This is a genomic window from Pseudomonas sp. HAR-UPW-AIA-41, from assembly GCF_002304225.1.
Classification (GTDB): domain Bacteria; phylum Pseudomonadota; class Gammaproteobacteria; order Pseudomonadales; family Pseudomonadaceae; genus Aquipseudomonas.
Map to the genome: position 1 here is coordinate 467837 of NZ_NSLB01000002.1, position 22418 is coordinate 490254.

The window sequence follows — 22418 nt, forward strand, 5'->3', positions numbered from 1 at the left end:
CTTATGCCTTGCCGGCTTGCTTCAGCGCAGCCTTGACGAAGCCACTGAACAGCGGATGACCATCGCGCGGGGTAGACGTGAATTCAGGGTGGAACTGGCAGGCCACGAACCACGGATGATCCGGAGCCTCGACCACCTCGACCAGCGCGCCATCGGCAGAACGGCCAGTGACCTGAAGGCCAGCCTGCTGCAACTGCGGCAGCAGGTTGTTGTTGACCTCGTAGCGGTGACGGTGACGCTCAACGATCACGTCCTTGCCATAGCACTCGCGCACGTGGGTGCCGGCCATCAGCTGGCAGTCCTGAGCGCCGAGACGCATGGTGCCGCCCAGATCAGAGCCCTCGTCGCGGGTTTCCACGGCGCCGGTAACGTCCTGCCACTCGGTGATCAGACCGACAACCGGATGCTGGCTGCTGGTATCGAACTCGGTGGAGTTGGCATCGGCCCAACCCAGCACGTTGCGGGCATATTCGATAACCGCCACCTGCATCCCCAGGCAGATGCCCAGGTAAGGAATCTTGTTCTCGCGGGCGTACTGCACGGTGCGGATCTTGCCTTCCACGCCACGCAGACCGAAGCCGCCCGGGACGAGAATGGCATCGACACCGGCGAGCAGGTCGGTGCCCTGATTCTCGATGTCTTCGGAATCGATATAGCGCAGGTTGACCTTGGTGCGGTTCTGGATGCCGGCATGACTCATCGCTTCGATCAGCGACTTGTAGGCATCCAGCAGCTCCATGTACTTGCCGACCATGGCGATGGTGACTTCCTTCTCCGGATGGAGCTTGGCATCCACCACGCGGTCCCACTCGGAGAGGTCGGCCGGCTGGCATTGCAGGCCGAAGCGCTCGACAACGAAGTCATCCAGGCCCTGGGCGTGCAGTACCGACGGAATCTTGTAGATGGTGTCAACGTCTTCCAGGCCGATCACCGCACGCTCTTCCACGTTGGTGAACAGGGCAATCTTGCGGCGCGAGGACAGGTCGATTTCATGGTCGGAGCGGCAGATCAGCACGTCCGGCTGCAGACCGATGGAGCGCAGCTCCTTGACCGAGTGCTGAGTCGGCTTGGTCTTGGTCTCACCGGCGGTGGCGATGTACGGCACCAGGGTCAGGTGCATCAGCATGGCGCGCTTGGCACCCACTTCGACACGCAGCTGACGGATCGCCTCGAGGAAAGGTTGAGACTCGATGTCACCCACGGTGCCACCGATCTCGACCATGGCCACGTCGGCATCGCCGGCGCCCTTGATGATGCGGCGTTTGATCTCGTCGGTGATGTGCGGAATCACCTGAATGGTCGCACCCAGATAGTCACCCCGGCGCTCTTTGCGCAGCACATCGGCGTACACACGACCGGTGGTGAAGTTGTTGTTCTGGGTCATGGTGGTGCGGATGAAGCGCTCGTAGTGACCGAGGTCGAGGTCGGTCTCGGCACCGTCGTGGGTGACGAACACTTCACCGTGCTGGAACGGACTCATGGTGCCCGGATCGACGTTGATGTACGGATCGAGCTTGAGCATGGTGACCTTCAGGCCCCGCGCCTCCAGGATCGCCGCCAGGGAAGCAGAGGCGATGCCTTTCCCCAAAGAAGAAACAACACCACCCGTGACGAAGATGTAGCGCGTCATGAAAAACCCTAGAAGTCTGTGTTTAGGCGATAGGCCGCCGGGGAAAAGCGTGGGGCGGGCCCCGATTGCGATGCAGCTCGCAATTGAAAACACCCACTGACCTGAGGGTTCAGCGGGAGCAACATAAGACGGGAGCGTAGTCTACCGGAAAGCCCCTACCAGCTCAAACCCACGTCACTCGTCGGAGGCTCCCACAGCAGTTGCGCCCCCTCCCCGCTCACACGGTCATAACCCGGCAATGCAGCCACGGCCAGCAGTTCCGCACCGGCGTAAACCAGCGGCAGGCGATCACGGACAAAGACCGGGATGCGCGCCTCGTTGAGCAGACGCTTGAGGTCACGCCGGCCTCGCAGAGGGTGGACCAGACTCTCGCCACCCCGGCGATAGGTCACACGTAACGGTCCGACTGGAGCTTCCCCCGACCAGCGCAGCCGGCCGTTGCCCGGCAACACCAGCACCGACTGCGGACTCTCCCAAGAAACTCCGGCGGCGGGCGCTCGCAGCCAATCCCCGCTCAGCCACCACAACCGTTCGTCAGATCGATGCAGTTCCCCGCCATGCAGGCGCCAGATTGGCTGAGCACCCGCCTGCGCATCGCGCAGCGAACACCAGCCGGCCCAGTGCCGTTCATCCGGCAGCAAGGTCAGCGGCGCGAGAAAATGGCGCAGGGCATTGCGCTGACGAGCCTCGCTGAGATCACGCAAAGGGCCGAGCAGGAGCGACGGCAACGTCCGCCAGGGCAACTCAAAAGCAACTCTGGCAGGCGCAAGATCCTGCTCGGCAAGCTCACCGAGCAATTCATCCGCCTCGCGAAGCTGACGCGCCGAGCGCTGCAGATTGGCATCCAGCGCCGGCCAATGCTCGCGCAAAGGAGGCAACACGGCATGACGCAGGTGGTTGCGACTCAGGCGGGTATCGGCATTGCTCGGATCATCCACCCAGCGCAGTTGATGCTCACGGGCATAGCACTCCAGCTCGCCGCGCGTACAGCCGAGCAAAGGACGCAGCAAATGACCACCCGCGAACGCACGCTGCACCGGCATGCCTGCCAGTCCGCGCACACCGGCGCCTCTCAGCAGGCGAAAAAGTACGGTTTCCACCTGATCATCGCCATGCTGGGCCGTCAGCAGCACCTCACCTGGGGCCAATTCCGCGGCCAGTGCCGCATAGCGGGCCTGACGGGCAGCCTGTTCAATGCTCGCGCCTTCCGCCACCTGCACAGCAACCGACCGGAACGGCACGCCGAGCTGCGCGCACACTGCCGCGCAATGTTCCGGCCACTGCGCCGCCACAGCCTGAAGGCCATGACTGACATGCAACGCCCGCAGCGGCGGCAAAACGTGATGGCGGCGCAAGCCAGCCAGCAGATGCAGCAGCACCGTGGAGTCCAGCCCACCGGAGAAGGCCAGCAGCCAGCCCGGCGCCTGACGCCAGGGCTGCAGGATGGACAGCAAGGATTGTTCGAGACGGTTCATTGGCCAAGCTTAAAACAACAACGGGCCCGCAGGCCCGTTGTGTTGAAACTCAAAGCGATCAAGCCACGCCGTAGCTCATCAGGCGCTCGTAACGACGCGCCAGCAGATCGGCGCTATCGAGCTTGTTCAGCACCTTGAGCTGCGCCAGCAACTCCTTGCGCAATGCATCGGCCATCGCCTGCGGATCACGATGCGCGCCGCCAAGCGGCTCGCTGACCACCTTGTCAACGATGCCCAGCCCCTTCAGACGCTCGGCCGTGATTCCCATGGCCTCAGCCGCATCCGGGGCTTTTTCCGCAGTTTTCCACAGAATCGAGGCACAACCTTCCGGCGAGATCACCGAATAGGTGGAGTACTGCAGCATGTTCAGTCGATCACAGACACCAATGGCCAGCGCACCACCAGAGCCGCCCTCACCCACCACGGTGGCGATGATCGGCGTCTTCAGGCGCGACATCACCCGCAGGTTCCAGGCAATCGCCTCGCTCTGGTTGCGTTCCTCGGCATCGATGCCCGGATAAGCACCCGGTGTGTCGATGAAGGTGAGGATCGGCAGTTTGAAACGCTCGGCCATTTCCATCAGGCGGCAGGCCTTGCGGTAGCCTTCCGGTCGCGGCATGCCGAAGTTGCGGCGAACCTTCTCACGCACCTCACGGCCCTTCTGGTGGCCGATAACCATCACGGGCTGGTCTTCCAGACGGGCAATACCACCGACAATGGCGGCATCGTCGGAGAAATGCCGGTCACCGTGCAGCTCGTCGAATTCAGTGAAGATCAGGTCGATGTAATCGAGGGTATAGGGGCGACGCGGATGCCGGGCCAACTGGGCAATCTGCCAGCTGCTCAGGTTGTCGAAGATGCTCTTGGTCAGACTGCGACTCTTGTCTTCGAGACGGGCGATCTCGTCACTGATATTCAGCGCGTTGTCATTGCCGACCAGGCGCAGCTCTTCGATCTTGGCTTGCAGTTCGGCAATCGGCTGTTCGAAATCGAGGAAATTCGGGTTCATAAGCATCCGTCTGGCTGTGGGCGGTGAAGCCCTGTCCGTGTCGCGCACGAGCTTGAGGTAACTACCTTAAGGGATCGTGCGCATGCGGTCGAGCAGGGCCGGGACTCTCGTCCCTGACCTAGCGGTAGTGCAAAAAGACGTTGTCTTTGCCGAACTGGTCACGCAACGCCTGAATCAGATTGTCGGCCGGATCGATCCGCCACTGCTCACCCAGCTGCAGCAGGGCCTTGGCCTCGCTGCCGGAGTAATCCAGGCTGAGCGGACAGGCACCCTTGTGCTTGCCGAGCAGTTCCCCCAGCCAGCGCAGGCGATCAGCCTTAAGCGCTTCCTGCGTGACACGCACGCGCAGGCTCTCGGCCAGCGCCGTGCGGGCTTCCTCCAGCCCCATGACGCGCTTGGCGCGCAGGCGCAGGCCGCCGGAAAAGTCATCCTGACTGACCTCGCCCTCGATCACCACCAGCGCATCGTTCTGCAGTAACGCCTGATTACTGGCAAACGCATCGGCAAACAGCGACGCCTCGATACGTCCGGAACGGTCGTCAAGGGTGACGAAGCCCATCTTGTCGCCCTTCTTGTTCTTCATCACCCGCAGGTTGACGATCAGACCGGCAACGGTCTGGGTATCACGCGCCGGTTTCAGATCAATGATGCGCTGGCGGGCAAAACGCCGCACCTCGCCTTCGTACTCGTCGATCGGATGCCCGGTCAGGTACAGGCCAAGCGTTTCCTTCTCGCCGCGCAAGCGCTCCTTGAGCGTCCACTCGCGGGTACGCCGGTGATTGGCGTACACATCGGCCTCCGGCTCGGCAAACACCCCGCCAAACAGGTCCATGTGCCCGCTGTCATGGCTGCGCGCCGTCTGCTCGGCCGCGGCAATGGCCTCCTCCATCGCCGCCAGCAACACGGCACGATTGAGATTGACCGTCGCCTGGTAGGCCTTGAGCTCATCCTGATAATGCGGCCCCAGACGATCCAGCGCGCCGGAGCGAATCAGCGCCTCCAGCGTGCGTTTGTTGATGCGCTTGAGGTCGACCCGAGCGCAGAAATCGAACAGATCCTTGAAGGGACCGCCCTCGGCCCTGCTCTCGCAGATCGCCTCCACCGGCCCCTCGCCAACGCCCTTGATCGCGCCAAGGCCGTAGACAATGCGGCCGTCGTCGTTGACGGTGAACTTGAACTCGGAGGTATTCACGTCCGGCGCATCGAGGCGCAGCTTCATGCTGCGACACTCCTCGATGAGGATCACCACCTTGTCGGTGTTGTGCATATCCGCCGAGAGCACGGCGGCCATGAACGGCGCCGGATAGTGCGCCTTGAGCCAGGCCGTCTGGTAGGAAACCAGACCATAGGCGGCCGAGTGGGATTTGTTGAAGCCGTAACCGGCAAACTTTTCCACCAGATCGAAGATGTTACCTGCCAGATCAGCATCGATACCGTTATTGGCACAGCCTTCGATGAAGCCCCCGCGCTGCTTGGCCATCTCCTCGGGCTTCTTCTTGCCCATGGCGCGGCGCAGCATGTCCGCACCGCCGAGGGTGTAGCCGGCCATCACCTGGGCAATCTGCATCACCTGTTCCTGATACAGGATGATGCCGTAGGTCGGCTTGAGCACCGGCTCCAGACCCGCGTACTGGTAGTCCGGGTGTGGGTAGGACACTTCGGCACGACCGTGCTTGCGGTTGATGAAGTCGTCCACCATGCCTGACTGCAGCGGACCAGGGCGGAACAACGCCACCAGAGCGATGAGGTCTTCCAGACAGTCCGGCTTGAGCTTTTTGATCAGCTCCTTCATGCCGCGCGACTCCAGCTGGAACACCGCAGTGGTTTCCGCCTTCTGCAGCATCTGGTAGGTCGGCTTGTCATCCAGCGGGATGAAGTCGATGTTCAGATCCGGCAGGCCCTGCTTGGCCTGTTCGCGGTTGATGGTCTCCATCGCCCACTTGATGATTGTCAGGGTGCGCAGACCGAGGAAGTCGAACTTGACCAGACCGGCTGCTTCCACATCGTCCTTGTCGAACTGGGTGACCAGACCGCCACCTTCCTCATCGCAGGCGATCGGCGAGAAGTCGGTCAGCTTGGTCGGCGCGATTACCACGCCCCCCGCGTGCTTGCCGGTACCGCGACAGATGCCCTCGAGCTTGAGCGACATCTCCCAGATTTCCGCAGCCTCCTCGTCGGTCTTGAGGAAGTCGCGCAGCGGCTCCTCCATCTCGTACGCCTTTTCCAGGGTCATGCCGACTTCGAAGGGAATCATCTTCGACAGACGGTCGGCCAGCCCATAGGACTTGCCCTGCACCCGCGCCACGTCGCGGACCACCGCTTTGGCCGCCATGGTGCCGAAGGTGATGATCTGGCTGACGGCATTGCGCCCGTAGGCCTCGGCCACATAGTCGATGACCCTGTCGCGGCCGTCCATGCAGAAGTCGACGTCGAAGTCGGGCATGGAAATCCGCTCAGGATTGAGGAAGCGCTCGAACAGCAGGTCATAGGCCAGCGGATCGAGGTCGGTGATCTTCAGCACGTAGGCGACCAGCGAACCGGCGCCCGAACCACGGCCAGGACCGACCGGCACGCCGTTGTTCTTCGCCCACTTGATGAAGTCCATCACGATCAGGAAGTAGCCGGGAAAGCCCATCTGGATGATGGTGCCCAGCTCGAACTCCAGCCGATCGACATAGACCTGCCGCTTCGCCTCGTAATCCGGCGTGTCCTTGGGCAGCAATACCTGCAGGCGCTCTTCCAGCCCTTCATAGGAGGCATGGCGCAGGTAATCGTCGATATTCATGCCGTTGGGCGTGGGGAAATCCGGGAGGAAGTATTTGCCCAGCTGCACATCGATATTGCAGCGCTTGGCAATTTCCACGGTATTTTCCAGTGCCTCGGGAATGTCGCTGAATAGCTCGGTCATCTCAGCCGGCGACTTGAGGTACTGCTGATCGGAGTAATGACGCGGCCGGCGCGGGTCATCCAGCGTGCGCCCCTCACCGATGCACACGCGGGTCTCGTGGGCCTCGAAGTCGCCCTGCTTGAGAAAGCGCACATCGTTGGTCGCGACCAGGGCGGCGCCACAGCGTTCCGCCAGCGCCACGGCCGCATGTACGTGCTCTTCGTCACCCACGCGACTGGTGCGCTGCAGTTCCAGGTAGAAGCGATCGGGAAACACTGCCTGCCACTCGGCCAGCAGACTCTCGGCCAGGGCCTGATCGCCCCCCAGCAGGGCCAGACCGATCTCGCCCTCTTTGGCACCGGACAGGGCGATCAGCCCCTCGGCCGCTTCCTTCACCCAGTCACGCTGGATGATCACCAAATCATTGCTCTGTCCTTCGGTCCAGCCTCGGGACACCAGTTCGGTGAGATTGCGATAGCCCTGGCCATTCATCGCCAGCAATGTCATGCGGGTCAGCGGGCCATCTTCGCTGTTGCTGGCCAGCCAGATATCGGCACCGCAAATGGGCTTGATCCCGCCCCCCATGGCGGCTTTGTAGAACTTCACCAGCGAGCACATGTTGCTCTGATCGGTAATGGCGACCGCCGGCATGCCCGCCGCCGCCACCGCCTTGATCAAGGGTTTGACCCGAACCAGACCATCCACCAAGGAGAATTCACTGTGCAGCCGGAGGTGAACGAAGGAGACGGTCATGAGCAGCCCTTGCTGGGTAAAACGACAAGGCCCGGATTGTACCGGGCCTCGCGGGGAAACGACACGACGCTATTCGCCGCCTTCCAGCACCTGACGCACCGGACCGAACGAGCGCCGGTGAATCGGCGTGGCGCCCAGACGGCGCAGGGCCTCCAGATGCACCGCAGTGGGATAGCCCTTGTGCCCGGCAATTCCGTAACCGGGATAGAGAACATCGAGCTCGGCCATTTCACGGTCACGGCTGACCTTGGCCAGAATCGAGGCAGCCGCAATGGCCGGCACCTGGCTGTCACCCTTGACCACCGGCGCGCTCGGCACGGCCAGTTTCGGGCAGCGGTTGCCATCGATCAGCGCCAGACGCGGCGTTACCGACAACCCCTCTACCGCCCGCTGCATGGCCAGCATGGTGGCATGCAGGATATTCAAGCGGTCGATTTCTTCCACCTCGGCACGGGCGATGCACCAGGCCAGCGCCTTCTCGCGTATCTCGTCGAACAACTTATCACGCCGGGCTTCGCTCAGTTTTTTCGAATCATTGAGGCCGAGAATCGGTCGTGCCGGGTCGAGAATCACGGCGGCGGTAACCACAGGACCACAGAGCGGGCCGCGACCGACCTCGTCCACCCCTGCCACCAGCTCCTCGACCAGGGTGAAATCCAGTCCCAGCTGCATCAGCCACGCACCAGTTGCAGCACAGCATCGGCCGCCTGAGCCGAAGCATCCTGACGCAGGGCGCGATGAATGGTGTCGAAGCCCCGCGTCTGCGCGGCACCATCCAGCAGCAGGGTCGCCATGGTTTCAGCCAGTGCATCAGGCGTGGCGGCCTCCTGCAGCAACTCCGGCACCAGCATGCGCCCGGCCAGCAGGTTGGGCAGCGAAACGTACGGACTGGTCACCAGGCGACGCAGGATGCGGTACGTCAGATTGGCTACCCGGTAAGCCACCACCATCGGCCGCTTGAACAGCAAGGCTTCAAGCGTCGCCGTCCCCGACGCGATCAGCACTGCATCGCAGGCTGCCAGCGCCTCATGGGAGCGGCCATCGAGCAGCAACAGCGGCAAGTTGCGCCCACTGAGCAGTTCCTCGATCTGCCTGCGACGCTCGGCATTGGCACAGGGCAGTACGAAACGCACACCCGGACGGAGACTGCGCAGGCGCTCGGCGGCGTCGAGGAACAAGGCGCCCAGCTTGGCCACTTCTCCACCACGACTACCCGGCATCAGCGCGACCACGCAATCCTCGGCATCCAGCCCAAGCGCCTGACGCGCGGCCTGCTTGTCAGCCTGCATGGGAATGCTGTTGGCCAGTGGATGACCGACAAAACGCACCGGCACCTGATGCTCCAGATAGAACTGTGCCTCGAAGGGAAACAGACAGAGCATCAGGTCGCAGCCTTGGCGAATCTTCAGCACGCGCTTCTGCCGCCAGGCCCAGACGGACGGGCTGACATAGTGCACCGTGCGGATGCCTGCCTGACGCAACTTCAGTTCAATGTTGAGGGTGAAATCCGGCGCATCGATGCCAATGAACACATCGGGTTTCTGCTCGATCAGGGTGCGAATCAGGCGCTTACGCCGTGCCAACAACTCAGGCAGGCGGCCGAGCACCTCGACCAGCCCCATCACCGAGAGACGCTCCATCGGGAAATAGGAGCGCAGCCCCTGAGCCTCCATCAACGGACCACCGACGCCGATGAACTCGATCTCGGCATGCCGCTCGCGCAAGGCCTGCATCAGGCCAGCACCCAGGATATCGCCGGACGCTTCGCCCGCGACCAGCGCAACACGCAATTTGCTCATGAAAGACTCAGCGAGTGATGCCGCGGGTAGAGGCCAGAATCGAATCGCGGAATACCGCTACCTCTGGGAACTCGGTAGCCGACTCGGCCATCTCGGCCATAGCCTGCTCGACGGTCAGCCCCTGGCGGTAGACGATCTTGTAAGCGCGACGCAGGGCGGCAATCGCCTCGGCAGAGAAGCCCCGGCGGCGCATGCCCTCGAAGTTCATGCTGCGTGCCTCGGCCGGGTTACCAAAGACGGTAACGTACGCCGGCACATCCTTACCGATTGCGGTGCCCATGCCGGAAAAGCTGTGGGCGCCGATACGGCAGAACTGATGAACCAGGGTAAAGCCGGACAGAATCGCCCAGTCATCCACCCAGACATGCCCGGCCAGCGCCGTGTTGTTGACCAGAATGCAGTGATTGGCAATCACGCTGTCATGGCCCACATGGACATAGGCCATCAGCAGGTTGTGGTCGCCAATCGTGGTTTCGCTACGGTCCTGGACCGTACCACGGTGAATGGTCACGCCTTCGCGAATCACATTGTGATCGCCAATCACCAGGCGGGTCGGCTCACCCTTGTACTTGAGGTCAGGGGTATCCTCACCTACCGAGGAAAACTGATAGATGCGGTTGTGCTTACCAATAACAGTCGGCCCTTTGATAATCACATGAGGGCCAACCACGGTACCCTCGCCGATCTCCACATCAGGCCCGATAATCGACCAGGGGCCGACCTGAACGTCATCCGCCAGTTTGGCCGACGGATCGATGATGGCACGAGGGTCAATCAAACTCATAGTTTGCGTTCCGCACAGATGATTTCGGCCGAACAGACTTCCTTGCCATCGACAGTGGCCTGACAGGCAAATTTCCAGATGCTGCGCTTGGCGCTGATGAAGCTGGCCTCCAGGACCAGTTGATCACCCGGAGTCACCGGCGAGCGGAAGCGTAGCTTATCGGAGCCCACGAAATAATAGAGGGTTCCATCGGCTGGCTTCACGTTCATCATCTTGAAGCCGAGGATACCGGCAGCCTGTGCCATGGCTTCTACGATCAGCACGCCCGGCATGATGGGATGCTGGGGAAAGTGCCCATTGAAGAAAGGCTCGTTGATGCTGACATTCTTGTAGGCGCGAATGCGCTTGCCTTCAACATCCAGCTCGGACACCCGATCCACCAGCAGGAATGGATAGCGGTGCGGCAGGTATTCGCGAATTTCGTTGATGTCCATCATGATCGGGGAGAGCCTGTATCAGAAAAGGAAAGCCATCTGGCGCTTATCAGGCATCAGATGAGGCGTCACCGTTCGGGGTCACTGCAGCCAGACGATTTTCCAGCTGTTTCAGACGCTTGGCCATATCATCGAGCTGACGAATGCGCGCAGCACTCTTCTTCCAGTCTGCAGCCGTCTGCATGGCTGTTCCGGAGGAATAGGCACCCGGCTCGGTAATCGAGCGAGTCACCATGGTCATGCCGGTAACGAAGACGTTATCGCAGACTTCAATGTGTCCAACCATGCCAACGCCACCAGCGATCATGCAGTGCTTGCCGATCTTGGTACTGCCCGAGATGCCGGCACAACCAGCCATGGCGGTGTGATCACCGACCTGCACGTTGTGCGCAATCATGATCTGGTTATCCAGCTTCACACCATTGCCAATCTGCGTATCGGCGAGTGCACCACGGTCGATGGTGGTGTTGGCGCCAATCTCAACATCGTCACCGATGGTCACACCACCGATCTGGGCAATCTTCTGCCACACACCCTTCTCATTGGCGAAACCGAAACCCTCACCACCCAGCACAGCACCCGACTGAATCACAACTCGCTCGCCAATGCACACGTCGTGATACAGGGTGACGCGCGGGGCCAGCCAGCCGTCAGCCGCGATCGAGCTACGGGCACCGATCACGCAATGCGCCCCCACAGTGACACGCGGCCCGATTACGGCGGCATCCTCAATAACGGCATAGGCGCCGATGGACGCACTGAGATCGACTTGAGCGGTGGCAGCAATCACTGCGGTAGGATGAATACCGGCAGCGACCTGCGGTTTGCGATCAAAAAGATGGGACAGACGCGCGTAGGCCAAGTAGGGATTAGCCACGATCAGCGCGTTACCGGCATAACCCTCGGCATCAGTCTCGGTCAACAGCACAGCAGCCGCCTTGCATGCAGCAAGGTACTTGCGGTACTGCGGATTGGCCAGGAAGCTCAACTGATCAGGCTCGGCCTCTTGCAATGAAGCCAGACCCCGCACCTGGATATCGCTGGCACCACGCAGGGAGGCGCCAAGCTGCTCGGCCAGTTGGCCGAGCGTGAACACCGGAGCAGCCATGATCAACGCAGCTGATTCATGCGCTCGATGACTTGGCGGGTGATATCGAACTGTGGCTTCACGTCGACGACTGCGCCACGCTCCAGCACCAGGTCAAAACCACCCTTCTTGATCACTTCCTCAACAGCCTTGTCCAGTTTTGGCTTGAGCTGTTTGAGCATGTCACGGTCGGAAATTGCCTTGGCTTCGTTAAGTTCCTTGGACTGGAACTGGAAGTCACGCGCCTTCTGCTTGAACTCCAGCTCAAGACGCTCGCGCTCGGCCTGCTGCATCTTCTCGCCACCCTTGACCAGGCGATCCTGAATACTCTTGGCGCTCGACTCGAGCGTTTTAAGCTTGCTGAGCTGCGGGCCAAACTTCTTCTCGGCATCCACGGCGTACTTCTTAGCTGCATCAGACTCGAGCAGCGCCATCTGATAGTTCAGGACCGCGATGCGCATTTCGGCGAATGCCGGGGTGGCCAGCATGGCCGCGGTGAACAAAACCACTTGAGTCAACTTACGCACAATGCACTCCTGCAAAACACTTTTGTTGTAATAAACCGAACACACTTAGAAAGTCTGGCCGAGAGAGAACTGGAAGACCTGAGTGTCCGAGTCGTCCGGCTTTTTGACTGGCATTGCCAGACTGAAGCTCAGCGGCCCCATCGCTGTGATCCAAGTCAGACCAGCGCCGACCGACATGGCCAACTCACCAACGTCGATATTCTGGCAGTCAGGCTGCTGACCACAGCTGGTATCAAAGACATTACCGACGTCATAGAACAGCACGGTCCTTAGCTGACGCTGGTCCTTGATGAACGGCAGCGGGAACAGGTACTCGACACCACCCTGCACCAGTACATTGCCACCAAATGGGAGCGGATCTTGGTCAGGATCGGTATAGCGACCGTACTTATCCGGGCCACTGATGACATTACCTGTGACCGGATCAACCACCCTGCTGGGTGTACTGCGCGGCCCCAGACTGGAGTCCTCAAAACCACGGACCGAGTTGAAACCGCCTGCATAGTAATGCTCGTAGAACGGGAGCTCACTGGTAGAGCCATAGCTATCGCCATACCCCAGCTCAGCATGGAACCGGAAAGCCGTGCTCTGAGTCAGCGGGAAGAAACGCTGGCCACGGTAGTCGAGCTTGTAGAACGACAGGTCACTACCCGGGACCGTGCTTTCCAGAATCAGGCTCTGCGAATACCCACGGGTGGCCAGCACCCCCTTGTTCAGCGTCGACTCAGACCAACCGACAGAGGCCTTAAAGTTCAAATAGCTGTCGCCTTCCTGGTCGATGAATTTCACGATTTCATCGACGGTATAACTGCCGGTACTGATGTCGTCCTGTTGCACTGTTAAGCCAAAGTTCAGACGAGAAATCTCGCTGAGAGGATAACCAATGCTCATGCCTGCACCGTAGCTATCTACAGCATAGCTAGACACATCAGTATCCAGCTCATCGTAGTCAGTTGTGCGGTAGAAAGCGTTGTAGCCAAGACTCACGCCATCAACTGTCCAGTAGGGGTCGACAAAGCCAAAGCTGTAGGCAGTCTGGTATTCGCTACGGGTAAGACCGAGGCTGACCTTGTTGCCCGTACCGAGGAAGTTGTTCTGGCTGATCGAGCCACCGAGAATCAGACCGGCGTTCTGGGCGAAGCCGACGCTGGCGGTGATTGAGCCAGAAGGCTGCTCTTCCACGCTGTAATTCACGTCAACCTGATCATCGGTGCCAGGCACAGCCGGAGTTTCGACGTTCACTTCCTTGAAGTAACCAAGACGCTCAAGGCGGGTCTTGGACTGGTCAATCAGGTAAGTCGAAGCCCAGCCACCTTCCATCTGACGCATTTCGCGGCGCAGCACCTCGTCTTCAGACTTGGTATTGCCGCGGAAGTTGATGCGATTGACGTAGGCACGCTTGCCTGGATCGACCACGAAGGTGATGGCAACCGTGTTGTCATCATCATTGGCCTGCGGCACACCATTGACGTTGGCGAAGGTGTAACCCTCGTTACCCAGACGACGGGTGATCAGCTCCGAAGTGGTGGTCATGATCTTACGGGAGAACACCTGGCCTTCTTTGACCAGCAGCAGCGACTTGATGTCCTCTTCCGGCACCTTGAGGTCACCGGACAGTTTGACTGCGCTGACCTTGTACTTCTCGCCTTCGTCGACGTTGACCGTGATGTAGACGTGCTTCTTGTCCGGAGTGATGGAGACCTGAGTCGAGGAAATATCCATATTGATATAACCACGATCCAGGTAGTAGGAACGCAGGCGCTCCAGGTCACCGGACAGCTTCTCGCGGGCATACTTGTCATCGTTCTTGAAGAACGACAGCCAGTTGCTGGTCTTCAGCTCGAACAGATCAACCAGATCTTCATCGGAGAAAACGGTATTACCCACCACGTTGATGTGCTGGATAGCTGCAACCGTTCCTTCATTCACATTGATTTTCAGCGCCACACGGTTGCGCGGCTGCGGAATCACTTCTGCTTCGATTTCCGCCGAATAGCGACCTTGCGAAACATACTGGCGCTGCAATTCGTTACGCACGCCTTCCAGAGTGGCTCGCTGGAAAATCTCACCTTCTTCGAGGCCAGACTGATTCAGACCCTTGAGCAGGTCTTCAGTGGTAATCGCCTTGTTGCCTTCGATTTCGATAGAGGAAATCGAAGGGCGCTCCACAACAGTCACAACCAGAGTGTCACCGTCGCGGCCAAGCTGAATATCCTGAAAGAAACCGGTCTTGAACAAGGCACGGGTGGCGCTGACCAGGCTGCGATCATCGACGCGCTCGCCAACGTTGAGCGGCAAGGCACCAAACACGCTGCCGGCAGAGACCCGCTGCAGCCCGTTGACACGAATATCGGAGATGGTGAAGGACTCGGCGTGAACTTCGGCGATCATCAACGCGGAGAGCGCCGCAGGCAGGAGCAGACGTTTCATGAAGTCCTTTCTTGTTCCAACTAGCAAATAAAGAATCTGCCGCTCGAAAGCGGCAGACTGGAAATTCGTTTGTGCCTTACAGGCGGCTCAGATCGTTGAACAAGGCCAACAACATGACCCCAACCACCAGACTGATACCGACTTGCATCCCCCAGACTTGCACCCGTTCCGGCAGGGGGCGTCCACGCACCCACTCGGCCAGATAAAACATCAGGTGCCCCCCATCCAGCACCGGGATCGGCAACAGATTCAACACACCCAGACTGATACTCAGCAATGCAAGAAAGTTCAGGAACTCCGCAAAACCGGACTCAGCCGAAGCGCCCGCCACTTTAGCAATGGTTACTGGCCCGCTCAAGTTTTTTACCGAAAGCTCACCTACCAGCATTTTCTTGATCGAAACCAGCGTCATGCTGGTCATTGCCCAGGTTCGTCGCAGCGCTTCGGGCACCGCCTCCAGCGGACCATAACTGACCTCATGCAGCATCTCGGGCGGCCACTCGAAGCCCTGCACTCGCGAGCCGAAGAAACCAACCCGCTCGCCAGCGGCCTCCTGTTCGGCCAGCGTCACCGACACTGCCTGCTCCAGTCCGTCGCGCTGATAACGCACCTCAACCGTTTGCCCCGGCCGTGCCCGCACCCATTCCACCAGCGCCATCCAGTCGGAAACTGGCTGATCATTGAAGGCAACAATACGGTCGCCAGCCCGAAGCCCAGCCAGGGCTGCAGGCCCTTGAGGCTCAAGATCAGCCAGCACGGGGGGGATCTGCGGACGCCAGGGTTTCAGCCCCAACGCAGCCAGAGGATCCGGCTCATCGACACCCTTCTGCCAGTCACGCAGCGGCAGACTGACATCGGATTCCAGACTACTACCCGTCTCACGCACGCGCAGTACCAACTCACCAGTCTCACCCAGACGATGGATCAACTGCAGGCTGACGGCAGCCCAGCCAGGGGTTGCCTCACCATCCACAGCCAGGATTTCCTGCCCCACCTGCAAACCCGCCTGCTCCGCAAGGCCACCCGGCAACAGGGTGCCAATCACTGGCCGCGCCTGCTGACTACCCAGCAGGGCAAGCACCCAGAAAAACAGGATAGCCAGCAAGAAATTAGCGAGGGGACCGGCCGCGACAATGGCAATGCGCTGCCGCACACTTTTGCGGTTGAAGGCCTCAGCAAGCAGCGCTTCGGGCACATCACCCTCACGCTCATCGAGCATCTTCACATAGCCGCCCAGCGGAATGGCGGCGACAACAAACTCGGTGCCCTGTCGATCATGCCAGCGCAGCAGAGGTGCCCCGAAACCGACCGAGAAGCGCAGCACCTTTACCCCACAACGCCGTGCCACCCAAAAGTGGCCGAACTCGTGAATAGTTACCAGCACACCTAAGGCAATCAGGGTGCCGAACAGCATGTAGAGCCCGCTCATGTTGCCTCCGCCACTCAACCGGAATACCGAGTCAACCACTGTTGCGCCGACTCACGGGCAGAGTGATCAGCCGCCAGCACTGCCTCCAGGCTTTCGACCGAAGCGGCCGGCAGTGAGTTCAATACAGCCTCGTTGAGCTGAGCAATCTGGGTAAAACCGATGCGGCGCTGCAGAAATGCTTCTACGGCAATCTCGTTTGCGGCATTGAGCACTGCCGCCGCGCTGCCACCGGCCTCAGCGGCCTGGCGCGCCAACCTCAGGCAGGCAAAACGCTGCAGATCAGGCTCCTGGAAATCCAGGCGACCGACCCGGAACAGGTCCAGCGGAGAAACACCGGACGAAACTCGCTCGGGCCAGGCCAGCGCATGAGCAATCGGCGTACGCATATCCGGATTACCCAGCTGCGCCAGTACCGAACCATCGATATAGTCGACCAGCGAATGAATGACGCTTTGCGGATGAATGACGACCTCGACCTGCTCCGGTCGCGCATCGAACAACCAGCAGGCCTCGATCAGCTCCAGTCCCTTGTTCATCATGGTCGCCGAATCCACGGAGATCTTGCGCCCCATCGACCAGTTGGGATGCGCGCAGGCCTGCTCCGGAGTCACGTTGGCCAGTTGTTCCAGCGGCAGCTCGCGGAAAGGCCCACCCGAGGCAGTCAGCAGAATGCGCCGCACACCGACCTGCTCCAGGCCATCAGCAAAATCCATCGGCAGGCACTGAAAGATCGCATTGTGCTCGCTGTCGATCGGCAACAACTGCGCCCCGCTGTCGCGCACGGCCTGCATGAACAAGGCCCCGGACATCACCAGAGCCTCCTTGTTGGCCAGCAGGACTTTCTTCCCCGCGCGCACGGCTGCCAGAGTGGGCAAAAGCCCTGCCGCACCGACAATCGCCGCCATCACGACATCGACATCCGCATGGGACGCCACATCGCACAAGCCCTGCTCCCCGACCAGCACGTCGGTCGCCAGACCTGCCGAGCGCAAGCCGTCGCGCAGCACAGCTGCTGCAACCTCATCAGCCACCACGGCAAACTGCGGGCGATACTGCAGACAGAGCTGCTCCAGCTCTGCCAGGCGCGAATAGCCGCTGAGGGCAAATACCCGATAGCGCTCGGGATGGCGGGCCAGAACATCCAGGGTACTGCGCCCGATAGAACCGGTCGCCCCCAGAACCGTAATCAGCTCGGCACTCACTGCGCAGCCCACCCGGCCAGCCACAACAGACTAGCAAACACCGGAATCGCTGCGGTCAGACTGTCGATCCGATCAAGGATACCGCCATGCCCAGGTAGCAGATTGCTGCTGTCCTTGATCCCGGCCTGGCGCTTGAACATGCTCTCGTTGAGATCGCCCAGCACCGAAAAAGCCACCACCACAGCCGCACCAAGCACTGCCAGCACGACATCGAACGAAGACCACCCCTGGTAGATTGCCACCCCCAGGGTGATCAGCACACTGGCGGTCATGCCGCCATAGAAACCTTCCCAGCTTTTACCCGGACTGACCTGCGGTGCCAGCTTGCGCTTACCAAAAGCCTTGCCGGCGAAATAGGCGCCGATATCGGCACCCCAGACCAGTACCATCACGGCCAGAATCAGCCAGTTGCCCTGCGGCCACTGTTTGAACAGCACCAAGCCCTGCCAGGCCGGCAGCAGCAAGAGCAAACCGATCACAACACGCTGCCAGGAACCGCTCCAGAAACGACTGGTCTGCGGGTACCCCACCACCAACACCAGCGCAACCAGCCACCAGAGCAGCGCCAGCCCCAGCACCGCAGGCGCCAGCGACGGCAGCTGATACAGCAGCCAGAGCAACCCCGCCACCAGTGTGGCGTAGCCCACACGCACAGACTGCGCGGCAAAACCTGCCAGCCGCGCCCATTCCCAGGCCCCAAGGCTGACCACTGCACCAATGAACAGCGCAAACCAGCCGCCATCAAGCAGAAAAAAACCGCCGAGAGCGATGGGCAGCAGCACCAGTGCCGTGATGATTCGTTGTTTCAGCATTGAGAACGCGCCTCGGCCTCCACCTGCTCGCTGGTCTTGCCAAAGCGACGCTGGCGGGTAGAAAAGTCGGCCAGCGCCTTGCGCATGGCTTCGTGCTTGAAATCCGGCCAGAACAGGTCGGAGAAATACAGCTCGGCATAGGCCAGCTGCCAGAGCAGAAAATTGCTGATGCGGTGTTCACCACCCGTGCGAATGCACAGATCCGGCAACGGCTGACCCGCCGTGGACAGGCAATGTTCCAGCGCATGAGCATCGATGGATTCGACCGCTAACTCTCCATTCGCCACCCGGCGTGCCAGCTGTTGACTGGCCTGCACAATATCCCACTGCCCACCGTAATTGGCTGCCACCTGCAGCACAAAGCGGGAGTGACCGGCGGTTGCCGACTCAGCATCAGCCATCGCCGCCTGCAACTCAGGATGGAAGCGGGAGCGGTCACCGATAATGCGTAGCCGAATGCCATTTTCATCCAGCTTGCGCACTTCACGACGCAGCGCTCCGAGGAACAGCTCCATCAAGGCACTGACCTCGTCCGCCGGACGCTGCCAGTTCTCACTGGAGAAGGCGAACAGGGTCAGCACTTCAACGCCGGCCTCTGCGCACACCTCAATAACAGCGCGCACGGCATCCACACCCGCCTTGTGCCCGGCCACACCTGGCAGCAGACGCTTCTTCGCCCAGCGATTGTTGCCATCCATGATGATGGCAACATGCCGCGGCACAATTGCCGCGGACTTTTTCTGCGTCTTGTCCATGACCTCGCCTGCCGTCAAACCGCCATCAGGTCGGTTTCTTTGGCTTCCAGCGCTTTGTCGACTTCGGCAACGAACTTGTCGGTCAGCTTCTGTACTTCATCGGCCGCGCGACGCTCTTCGTCTTCGCTGATTTCCTTGTCCTTGGACAGCTTCTTCAGCTCGGCCAGCGCATCACGGCGCACGTTGCGCACCGCTACCTTGGCATCCTCGGCAACGCCGCGCGCCTGCTTGGTATAGCCACGACGGGTTTCTTCGGTCAGGGCCGGCATCGGCACACGGATAGTGGCGCCGGCACTGCTCGGGTTCAGACCGAGATCGGAGGTCATGATGGCTTTTTCGATCGCCGCGCTCAGGGTCTTGTCGTGCGCCACGATCTTCAGGGTACGGGCATCTTCGACGGTGATCGCCGCCACCTGATTCAGCGGCATCTCGCTGCCATAAGCAGGAACCTTCACGCTATCCAGAATACTGGGATGCGCGCGACCGGTACGAATGGAGGCCAGGTTGCGGCCCAGCGACTCCAGAGACTTAACCATGCGCTCCTGAGCGTCTTTCTTGATCTCGTTGATCATTGTGCTTCCTCCTCGATCAGGGTTCCTTCGGCGCCACCCACCACGATGTTGAGCAGTGCGCCGGGCTTGTTCATGTTGAAGACGCGCAGTGGCATCTTGTGGTCGCGGCACAGGCAGATGGCCGTCAGATCCATTACACCCAGCTTGCGATCCAGCACCTCGTCATAGGTCAGGCGCTCGAATTTTTCCGCATTGGGATCCTTGAACGGATCGGCAGTGTACACGCCATCAACCTTGGTGGCTTTGAGTACCAGATCGGCATCGATCTCGATGGCCCGCAGACAGGCGGCAGAGTCGGTCGTGAAGAACGGGTTGCCGGTGCCGGCGGCGAAGATCACCACCTCGCCCGTCTTCAGATGGCGCATGGCCTTGCGGCGATCATAGTGATCGGTCACACCCACCATGGAGATGGCCGACATGACGGTGGCGGGGATGTTCGAGCGCTCCAGGGCATCGCGCATGGCCAGTGCATTCATCACGGTGGCCAGCATGCCCATGTGATCACCGGTAACACGGTCCATGCCGGCGGCCGACAGCGCCGCACCACGGAACAGATTGCCACCGCCGATCACCAGACCTACCTGCACGCCGATACCGACCAGTTGGCCGACTTCCAGCGCCATGCGATCAAGCACCTTGGGATCGATACCGAACTCCTCGGTGCCCATCAGGGCCTCGCCGCTAAGTTTGAGAAGAATGCGTTTGTAGCGCGCTTGGCGACCACCGAGTTGCTGAGCCATGCCTATCTCTCCTGCGGCGTTAGAATTTGTGCGGCGCCGGTGCGCCGATGACGACAGCCTGTTGGACCAGACTAGCGGCAGGAAGTGCCACCTGCCGGGAGAAGCCGTTTTCCCTCTCCATTTCGACAAAGAGGTCGCGCGCGTGAGCGGGCGACCTCTTCGTTTTACCGCAAGCGCCGCTTACTGCTGGGAAGCAGCAACCTGCGCAGCGACTTCGGCAGCGAAGTCGACTTCGGCCTTCTCGATGCCCTCGCCCACTTCGTAACGAACGAAGGAAACGATTTCGGCACCGGCTTTCTTGGCCAGATCACCAACCTTGACTTCCGGATCCTTGACGAACGGCTGCTCGACCAGGCTGGCTTCGGCCAGGAACTTGTTGATACGGCCTTTGACCATGTTCTCAACAATGTTTTCCGGCTTGCCGGCGATCTTGTCAGCGTTCAGCTGCAGGAAGATTTCTTTCTCTTTGGCGACCAGCTCTTCGGAAACGTCAGCCGGGCTCAGAACAGCCGGGTTGCTGGCAGCTACGTGCATGGCGATGTCACGAGCCAGTTCAGCGTTGCCACCTTTCAGAACAACCAGCACGCCGATGCGGTGACCGTGCAGGTAGGAGCCCACAACATCACCCTCAACGCGGGTCAGACGACGGATGTTGACGTTCTCACCGCACTTGGAAACCAGAGCCAGACGGGCTTCTTCCTGAGCTTCGATCAGCGGGGCTGCATCGGTCAGGTTTTCAGCGAAAGCCTTGTCCAGGCTGGCAGCCACGAAGCCTTTGAAGTCGTCCTGCAGAGCCAGGAAGTCGGTCTGCGAGTTGACTTCGATGATCATGCCGGCTTTGCCGTCGGCAGCGATCTTGACGGCGATGGAGCCTTCGGCGGCAATGTTGCCAGCCTTCTTGGCAGCCTTGATGGCGCCAGCAGCGCGCATGTCGTCAATGGCCTTCTCGATATCGCCTTCAGCGGCGACCAGTGCCTTCTTGCACTCCATCATGCCCAGGCCGGTGCGCTCGCGCAGTTCTTTAACCAGGGCTGCAGTGATTTCTGCCATGCTCACAATCCTCTCGAAGTGGTTGTCAAACCATCGGCCCGCCGTGGCAAGCCGATCATGCAATTCAAAGTTGGCAAAAAGGGGGCCTAGCCCCCTTCTTGCTTACCGGAGTCTGATGACAGTCCGGTATCAGCCTTCAGCGGCCTCGTCAGCAGACGCTTCGACGAACTCGTCGGCGCCGCCGGCGGCGTTGCTGCGACCACGGATCACGGCGTCAGCCATGGCGCCCAGGTACAGCTGAACGGCGCGAATGGCGTCGTCGTTACCCGGGATGATGTAGTCAACGCCTTCCGGGCTGCTGTTGGTATCGACAACGCCGATAACCGGGATGCCCAGCTTGTTGGCTTCGGTGATGGCAATGCGCTCGTGGTCAACGTCGATCACGAACAGAGCGTCCGGCAGACCGCCCATGTCCTTGATACCACCCAGGCTGCGATCCAGTTTTTCCAGATCACGGGTACGCATCAGAGCTTCTTTCTTGGTCAGCTTGGCGAAGGTGCCGTCCTGGGATTGAACTTCCAGGTCACGCAGACGCTTGATCGACTGACGAATGGTCTTGTAGTTGGTCAGCATGCCGCCCAACCAGCGGTGATCGACGAACGGCATACCACAACGGGTAGCTTCTTCGCGAACGATCTTGCCAGCGGAACGCTTGGTACCAACGAACAGAATCTTGTTCTTGCCGGCAGCCAGCTTCTCAACGAAAGCCTGAGCTTCGTTGAACATCGGCAGGGTCTTTTCCAGGTTGACGATGTGAATCTTGTTGCGCGCGCCGAAAATGTACTTGCCCATTTTCGGGTTCCAGTAACGGGTCTGGTGGCCGAAGTGCACACCGGCCTTCAGCATATCGCGCATAGTGACTTGGGACATTTCTCTTCCTCAATAAGTCGGGTTAGGCCTCCATGCGCCCCAATGACCAACCCCGAAGGGCACCCAGGTCACCGTGTCGACGCATGTGTGGGTTAGTGGCTGAACCGGCACTGCCGGAAAAGCGCGGCGCTTTATATCACAACCAACGCCCAAACAAAACCCGCCATGTGTCA

The 22418-nt window shown here is 60.4% G+C and carries 19 protein-coding genes; all 19 read right to left on the reverse strand.

Features of this window, described 5'->3' with window-relative positions; genetic code table 11:
- Nucleotide 1: 1 nt before the first annotated feature.
- Nucleotides 2–1630 (reverse strand): CTP synthase, encoded by a 1629-nt coding sequence (locus CK486_RS06505; protein WP_095939468.1) that lies wholly within the window; start codon nt 1628–1630, stop codon nt 2–4.
- A gap of 155 nt (nt 1631–1785) precedes the next feature.
- Nucleotides 1786–3105: a tRNA lysidine(34) synthetase TilS gene (tilS, locus tag CK486_RS06510; RefSeq protein WP_095939469.1), complete on the reverse strand. Its 1320-nt coding sequence runs from the start codon at nt 3103–3105 to the stop codon at nt 1786–1788.
- Nucleotides 3106–3163: 58 nt separating this feature from the next.
- The gene (locus CK486_RS06515) at nt 3164–4114 is read right to left on the reverse strand and encodes an acetyl-CoA carboxylase carboxyltransferase subunit alpha (protein ID WP_095939470.1); all 951 of its coding nucleotides are present in this window, start codon (nt 4112–4114) and stop codon (nt 3164–3166) included.
- Nucleotides 4115–4232: 118 nt separating this feature from the next.
- Nucleotides 4233–7754: a DNA polymerase III subunit alpha gene (dnaE, locus tag CK486_RS06520; RefSeq protein ID WP_095939471.1), complete on the reverse strand. Its 3522-nt coding sequence runs from the start codon at nt 7752–7754 to the stop codon at nt 4233–4235.
- Between the two features lie 69 nt (nt 7755–7823).
- Nucleotides 7824–8426, reverse strand: a complete 603-nt coding sequence (rnhB, locus tag CK486_RS06525) for a ribonuclease HII (protein ID WP_095939472.1) — start codon at nt 8424–8426, stop codon at nt 7824–7826.
- Nucleotides 8426–9553 (reverse strand): lipid-A-disaccharide synthase, encoded by a 1128-nt coding sequence (gene lpxB, locus CK486_RS06530; protein ID WP_095939473.1) that lies wholly within the window; start codon nt 9551–9553, stop codon nt 8426–8428. Before lpxB ends, rnhB begins: the two co-directional genes overlap by 1 nt.
- A 7-nt stretch (nt 9554–9560) precedes the next feature.
- The gene (lpxA, locus tag CK486_RS06535) at nt 9561–10337 is read right to left on the reverse strand and encodes an acyl-ACP--UDP-N-acetylglucosamine O-acyltransferase (protein ID WP_095939474.1); all 777 of its coding nucleotides are present in this window, start codon (nt 10335–10337) and stop codon (nt 9561–9563) included.
- Complete coding sequence (gene fabZ, locus CK486_RS06540; RefSeq protein WP_095939475.1) at nt 10334–10774, reverse strand: 3-hydroxyacyl-ACP dehydratase FabZ; 441 nt, start codon at nt 10772–10774, stop codon at nt 10334–10336. Before fabZ ends, lpxA begins: the two co-directional genes overlap by 4 nt.
- Nucleotides 10775–10820: 46 nt before the next feature.
- Nucleotides 10821–11879 carry a UDP-3-O-(3-hydroxymyristoyl)glucosamine N-acyltransferase gene (gene lpxD / locus CK486_RS06545; protein ID WP_371915481.1) on the reverse strand — a complete coding sequence of 353 codons (1059 nt, stop codon included), beginning with the start codon at nt 11877–11879 and terminating at the stop codon, nt 10821–10823.
- Between the two features lie 2 nt (nt 11880–11881).
- Complete coding sequence (locus CK486_RS06550) at nt 11882–12385, reverse strand: OmpH family outer membrane protein (protein ID WP_095939476.1); 504 nt, start codon at nt 12383–12385, stop codon at nt 11882–11884.
- 45 nt (nt 12386–12430) lie between these two features.
- Entirely contained in the window at nt 12431–14815 is a 2385-nt protein-coding gene (gene bamA, locus CK486_RS06555) for an outer membrane protein assembly factor BamA (protein WP_095939477.1), read from the reverse strand.
- Nucleotides 14816–14891: 76 nt separating this feature from the next.
- Nucleotides 14892–16244 carry a sigma E protease regulator RseP gene (gene rseP / locus CK486_RS06560; RefSeq protein ID WP_095939478.1) on the reverse strand — a complete coding sequence of 451 codons (1353 nt, stop codon included), beginning with the start codon at nt 16242–16244 and terminating at the stop codon, nt 14892–14894.
- A 14-nt stretch (nt 16245–16258) separates the two neighbouring features.
- Nucleotides 16259–17446 (reverse strand): 1-deoxy-D-xylulose-5-phosphate reductoisomerase, encoded by a 1188-nt coding sequence (gene ispC / locus CK486_RS06565; protein WP_176481660.1) that lies wholly within the window; start codon nt 17444–17446, stop codon nt 16259–16261.
- Nucleotides 17443–18258 carry a phosphatidate cytidylyltransferase gene (locus CK486_RS06570; protein WP_095939479.1) on the reverse strand — a complete coding sequence of 272 codons (816 nt, stop codon included), beginning with the start codon at nt 18256–18258 and terminating at the stop codon, nt 17443–17445. The genes ispC and CK486_RS06570 overlap by 4 nt, the downstream gene beginning before the upstream one ends.
- Entirely contained in the window at nt 18252–19013 is a 762-nt protein-coding gene (gene uppS / locus CK486_RS06575) for a polyprenyl diphosphate synthase (protein ID WP_095939480.1), read from the reverse strand. Before uppS ends, CK486_RS06570 begins: the two co-directional genes overlap by 7 nt.
- Before the next feature lie 14 nt (nt 19014–19027).
- Nucleotides 19028–19585, reverse strand: coding sequence for a ribosome recycling factor (frr, locus tag CK486_RS06580; RefSeq protein ID WP_095939481.1), 558 nt, complete (start codon nt 19583–19585; stop codon nt 19028–19030).
- Nucleotides 19582–20325 carry a UMP kinase gene (gene pyrH / locus CK486_RS06585; RefSeq protein ID WP_095939482.1) on the reverse strand — a complete coding sequence of 248 codons (744 nt, stop codon included), beginning with the start codon at nt 20323–20325 and terminating at the stop codon, nt 19582–19584. The genes frr and pyrH overlap by 4 nt, the downstream gene beginning before the upstream one ends.
- A gap of 180 nt (nt 20326–20505) precedes the next feature.
- On the reverse strand, nt 20506–21375 hold the full coding sequence (gene tsf / locus CK486_RS06590; RefSeq protein WP_095939483.1) for a translation elongation factor Ts: 870 nt from the start codon (nt 21373–21375) through the stop codon (nt 20506–20508).
- Nucleotides 21376–21504: 129 nt separating this feature from the next.
- A complete protein-coding gene (rpsB, locus tag CK486_RS06595) occupies nt 21505–22245 on the reverse strand; it encodes a 30S ribosomal protein S2 (protein WP_095939484.1) in 741 nt (246 codons plus the stop codon).
- Between the last annotated feature and the right edge of the window lie 173 nt (nt 22246–22418).

Coding starts and splice junctions, on each gene's coding strand:
- rnhB (WP_095939472.1), bottom strand. CDS start 8,426: ATGCAGCTGGGACTGGATTTCACCCTGGTCGAGGAGCTGGTGGCAGGG.
- fabZ (WP_095939475.1), bottom strand. CDS start 10,774: ATGATGGACATCAACGAAATTCGCGAATACCTGCCGCACCGCTATCCA.
- uppS (WP_095939480.1), bottom strand. CDS start 19,013: ATGGACAAGACGCAGAAAAAGTCCGCGGCAATTGTGCCGCGGCATGTT.
- lpxA (WP_095939474.1), bottom strand. CDS start 10,337: ATGAGTTTGATTGACCCTCGTGCCATCATCGATCCGTCGGCCAAACTG.
- tsf (WP_095939483.1), bottom strand. CDS start 21,375: ATGGCAGAAATCACTGCAGCCCTGGTTAAAGAACTGCGCGAGCGCACC.
- lpxB (WP_095939473.1), bottom strand. CDS start 9,553: ATGAGCAAATTGCGTGTTGCGCTGGTCGCGGGCGAAGCGTCCGGCGAT.
- dnaE (WP_095939471.1), bottom strand. CDS start 7,754: ATGACCGTCTCCTTCGTTCACCTCCGGCTGCACAGTGAATTCTCCTTG.
- CK486_RS06570 (WP_095939479.1), bottom strand. CDS start 18,258: ATGCTGAAACAACGAATCATCACGGCACTGGTGCTGCTGCCCATCGCT.
- CK486_RS06515 (WP_095939470.1), bottom strand. CDS start 4,114: ATGAACCCGAATTTCCTCGATTTCGAACAGCCGATTGCCGAACTGCAA.
- frr (WP_095939481.1), bottom strand. CDS start 19,585: ATGATCAACGAGATCAAGAAAGACGCTCAGGAGCGCATGGTTAAGTCT.
- tilS (WP_095939469.1), bottom strand. CDS start 3,105: ATGAACCGTCTCGAACAATCCTTGCTGTCCATCCTGCAGCCCTGGCGT.
- lpxD (WP_371915481.1), bottom strand. CDS start 11,879: ATGGCTGCTCCGGTGTTCACGCTCGGCCAACTGGCCGAGCAGCTTGGC.
- bamA (WP_095939477.1), bottom strand. CDS start 14,815: ATGAAACGTCTGCTCCTGCCTGCGGCGCTCTCCGCGTTGATGATCGCC.
- CK486_RS06505 (WP_095939468.1), bottom strand. CDS start 1,630: ATGACGCGCTACATCTTCGTCACGGGTGGTGTTGTTTCTTCTTTGGGG.
- rpsB (WP_095939484.1), bottom strand. CDS start 22,245: ATGTCCCAAGTCACTATGCGCGATATGCTGAAGGCCGGTGTGCACTTC.
- rseP (WP_095939478.1), bottom strand. CDS start 16,244: ATGAGCGGGCTCTACATGCTGTTCGGCACCCTGATTGCCTTAGGTGTG.
- pyrH (WP_095939482.1), bottom strand. CDS start 20,325: ATGGCTCAGCAACTCGGTGGTCGCCAAGCGCGCTACAAACGCATTCTT.